General features: G+C 55.9%; 3 protein-coding genes and 1 pseudogene. All 4 read left to right on the top strand.

Features of this window, described 5'->3' with window-relative positions; all coding sequences use genetic code 11:
- Positions 1-397 precede the first annotated feature (397 nt).
- Positions 398-769, top strand: coding sequence for a methyltransferase (locus tag ACRESJ_RS06410; protein WP_431757164.1), 372 nt, complete (start codon positions 398-400; stop codon positions 767-769).
- 85 nt (positions 770-854) lie between these two features.
- The gene (locus tag ACRESJ_RS06405) at positions 855-1,394 is read left to right on the top strand and encodes a dihydrofolate reductase family protein (RefSeq protein ID WP_431757163.1); all 540 of its coding nucleotides are present in this window, start codon (positions 855-857) and stop codon (positions 1,392-1,394) included.
- Positions 1,395-1,452: 58 nt separating this feature from the next.
- Positions 1,453-2,970: a M28 family metallopeptidase gene (locus ACRESJ_RS06400; protein WP_431757162.1), complete on the top strand. Its 1,518-nt coding sequence runs from the start codon at positions 1,453-1,455 to the stop codon at positions 2,968-2,970.
- 323 nt (positions 2,971-3,293) lie between these two features.
- Positions 3,294-3,638, top strand: a pseudogene (locus tag ACRESJ_RS06395) (aldo/keto reductase); the annotation flags it as partial.
- Positions 3,639-3,647: the final 9 nt, after the last annotated feature.

The following is a 3,647-nucleotide window of genomic DNA, read 5'->3' as shown; positions in this document are numbered from 1 at the left end:
GTCCTAAATAGTCTGGCGCGCCCTAGAGAAACTCTGAAAAAACCCACTCTTTTGCAAAAAATCTGTCTGGAGCCCCCGCATTTCCAGAACTTGTTTTTTGGATGCTGGGGTTCGCCAGAATAATCCTACAGCTCATTCCTAAAAGTTGGCTTCCTATTCCCATTTTGTGGCCTCGCAATATTTTGTTACTTTCTTATCATTTGATTTGCAATCTAAATGGCCAATCATAAATCCAACTTCAACAACCGCACATCGCCTAAAATTCAAAGTTAAAAATTCAACTGCATCTTGTAATCAAGGAAACTTTACAAGCTGCATGAGACATAAAGCTCCGCTGCTTCGCCGTATCAGCACGACAAGTAAAACGCTTATCCCGCTACCAAGGAGATGGTATACGGTGCAAGCTTCATTACACCAAAAAAGTTCTCTGCTTACAGCAAGCTATGGCAGCGCTTACCTGCTGTCCTATGTCTTGCACGACTGGGGCGACGAAGACTGCCAGGCCATATTGGCCACCTGCCGGCGGAGCATGCCGGACAATGCGCTATTGGTTGTAGTGGACCTGGTGATTGACCAGGGTGAAAGTTCCCAGCCCAATCCCACGGGCGCAATGATGGATCTTTACATGCTGTCCTTGTTCGGTATCGCCGGTGGCAAGGAGCGCAACGAGGTTGAATTCAGAACCCTCATTGAAAACAGCGGCTTTATCGTCAAACAGGTAAAGCGCCTGCCAAGTGGGAACGGCATTATCTTCGCCTACCCGAAATAAATGATCACCATCGCCCCTCGCCACTTTCCAGAGGGGCTCTTTATTTACGGGTCATTTCCCACCTGCATGATTACAAGGAAAACACATGTCGACGCTGGTCTATTACGTAGCTGCCACCCTGGATGGTTATATTGCCACTCAACAACACAAACTCGATTGGCTGGAGAACTTTGCGCTGGGGGATGACGCAACGGCCTATGATGATTTTTATCAGACGGTCGGAGCGGTGGTCATGGGGTCGCAGACCTATGACTGGATCATGTCGAACGCTCCCGATGACTGGCCCTACCAGGATGTACCCGCCTTTGTCATGAGCAACCGGAATCGGTCAGTCCCCGCCAATCTGGATATCACCTTCGTACGCGGTGATGCCGTGGCCATCGCGGCCAGGGCCAGGCAAGCGGCGAAGGGCAAGAATGTCTGGCTGGTCGGTGGCGGCAAAACGGCAGCCTGTTTTGCCGACGCCGGGGAATTGCAGCAGCTGTTCATCACCACCATTCCGATCTTTCTCGGCACCGGCGTTCCCGTACTGCCCGTTGACCGCGCGCTTGAAGTCGTTCTCAGAAAACAGCGTACGCTGCAGAGCGGTGCCATGGAATGCGTCCTGGACGTGAAAGCGGATTAACGCCCGCAAGACGATCGTGTATCGAAACTTGCAGCGTCGGACCCCAAGGAAGAAACCAGTGAAGCGTTTGGTATTGAGTTTATGTTTGCTGGCCGTTGTCGCTCTGGCGAGTGTTCATGGAACAGGGATGGTGAAACCCGCCGCCCTGACAGCCGCCGATGCTCGCGATATCGGCTATCTGAATGTACGCAATAACCTGGGCGTCATCGCCGCTGCACCCCACCCCACCGCGTCACCACGCCAGGCCGCTGTCAGGCATTACTTGCAGGAAACGATTGCGGGCATGGGTTACCAGGTGGTTGAGCAACCCTTTCGATTTACCATCGAAAGCATGGTGAACCGGCAGAAAATGCTCTACGCCGAGCTGAACGAGCAACAGCGCCAAGCATTCGATGCCGAGCTGGCTCGGGTGGGCGCGGACAGTTTTGAAAAGGAAGTGCGAATTCGCTCCGGCCTGCTGGAAGGCGACAGCGGCCAGGGAATCAACCTGATAGCCTCACTCCGCGTACCGGGAGCGACCGCGACGGTCCTGTTCATGGCGCATTACGACAGCGTCGGCACCGCCCCCGGGGCCAGTGACGATGGCATGGCCGTCGCCTCGATACTCCAGCTGATGCGGGAAACCATCACCCGCAGCGATGCCAAAAACAACGTTGTCTTTCTATTCACCGATGGCGAAGAACTGGGCCTACTGGGAGCGGAGCACTACGTCTCGCAGCTCAGCGCGCCGGAACGTGAAGCCCTCCGCCTGGTATTGAACTTCGAAGCCAGGGGTAACCAGGGCATCCCTTTATTGTTCGAGACCTCGCAGAAGGACTACACCCTGATCAAGAACCTGAACGCAGGGGTTCGGGGCATCATATCCTTCTCATTCACCCCCCTGATTTACAAGATGCTGCAAAACGACACGGACTTTACGGCCTTCAGGAAAATGAACATCGCAGGGTTGAATTTTGCGGTCGTGGAGGGTTTTCAACACTACCACCACATGAGCGACACGGTGGAGAACCTTGCGCCAGAGACCTTGTTTCGCTACCAAAAGGCAGTGCGTGAAGTGGGCAACCACTTTATCCAGGGTATCGACCTCTCCTCCCTGAGCGCTGACGAGGACGCAACCTATTTCCCACTGCCAGGCGGCACGCTGCTGGTACTCCCTTTGCCCGCCATGTATGCGCTGGGCATCGCCTCGTTCGTGTTCTGCGGTCTTTGGGCGCAACGCTGCCGCACTCGCCGCCAAGATCAGGGCAAGAATTCCGTGCTGCGGCCCATGGCCATTGTCCTGTTCGGCATTGCCTGCGCAACACTTGCATTCTACGTCCCCAGCATTGCCTATCTGTTCGTCATCCCCGGTCTGCTTCTGGCTTGCGCCATGTTGTTGCGAAGCCTCTCCATCTCCTATTCGATCATGCTGCTGGGCGCTTATGCCTGCGGGATACTCTACGCGCCTATCGTCTACCTGATTTCATCAGGCCTTACAATGCCGGTCATTGCCGGGGTCATTGCACTTCTCCCCCTCTGCCTGCTGGCCGTGGGACTGGGCTCAGTGTGGGCGAAGCTACAATTTGACGACATTTAGCTTTGCTGGGGTTCTTTTTGGCGGGAATGTTCTGAAACACTGCCGGCGCCAAGCCCATATCGTTGAGGCACTTGAGCTTGGCGATGGCGACCAATACGCTGTCCAAGCTGGCCTTGCCGGGATCGGTCTTGAGATTGCTGAACGAGATGACAGTAGCTTGCTCGCTGCGCGTGTCGTCGGGGTCGACTTCCTCGTCGCCCAGCAGTCGGTCGAGAGCCGCCTGGTCATCTGCACTCAAGCGCGTGAATGATCGCTTGCCGCCTGGTTTCGTAGCTGCGCACGGAAGAACGGATGACACGATCAAGGTGATCGCCGGCAGGTGGCTCGATACCTTGATCGACATCGCCGCCGCACTCGATGCCAGCCCGACCCACGTGGCCATCGCCTGGCTGCGGGAAAAGGCCCGGCGCTCGACCACGGCACTGATTTCGATCCTCGGTTCCCGGACACGCGAGCAACTGGATGCCACGTTGGGCGCACTGAATGTGCAGTTGAGCACGGACCAACTGGCAAGGCTGGATGGTGTCAGTGACGTGGCCAAAGGCGTGCCGCACGAATCCATTTCCGGTTCGTTCGCACGGTTCAGTGGGGGGCAGATCCTTGATCTGCCAATCGTTCCAGTGGCCTGCCACAAATCACAACTGTGGGAGCGAGCGTGCTCGCGATGAGGGCGGAAC

The sequence above is a fragment of the Pseudomonas sp. genome (assembly GCF_050739655.1).
In the GTDB taxonomy this organism is placed as follows: Bacteria; Pseudomonadota; Gammaproteobacteria; order Pseudomonadales; family Pseudomonadaceae; genus Aquipseudomonas.
Note: the sequence above shows the minus strand (reverse complement) of the source record. Positions and strands in the feature narration are given on the sequence as shown.

Excerpts from the sequence above, each read along its gene's own strand:
- ACRESJ_RS06405 (WP_431757163.1), top strand. The coding sequence starts at position 855 with ATGTCGACGCTGGTCTATTACGTAGCTGCCACCCTGGATGGTTATATT.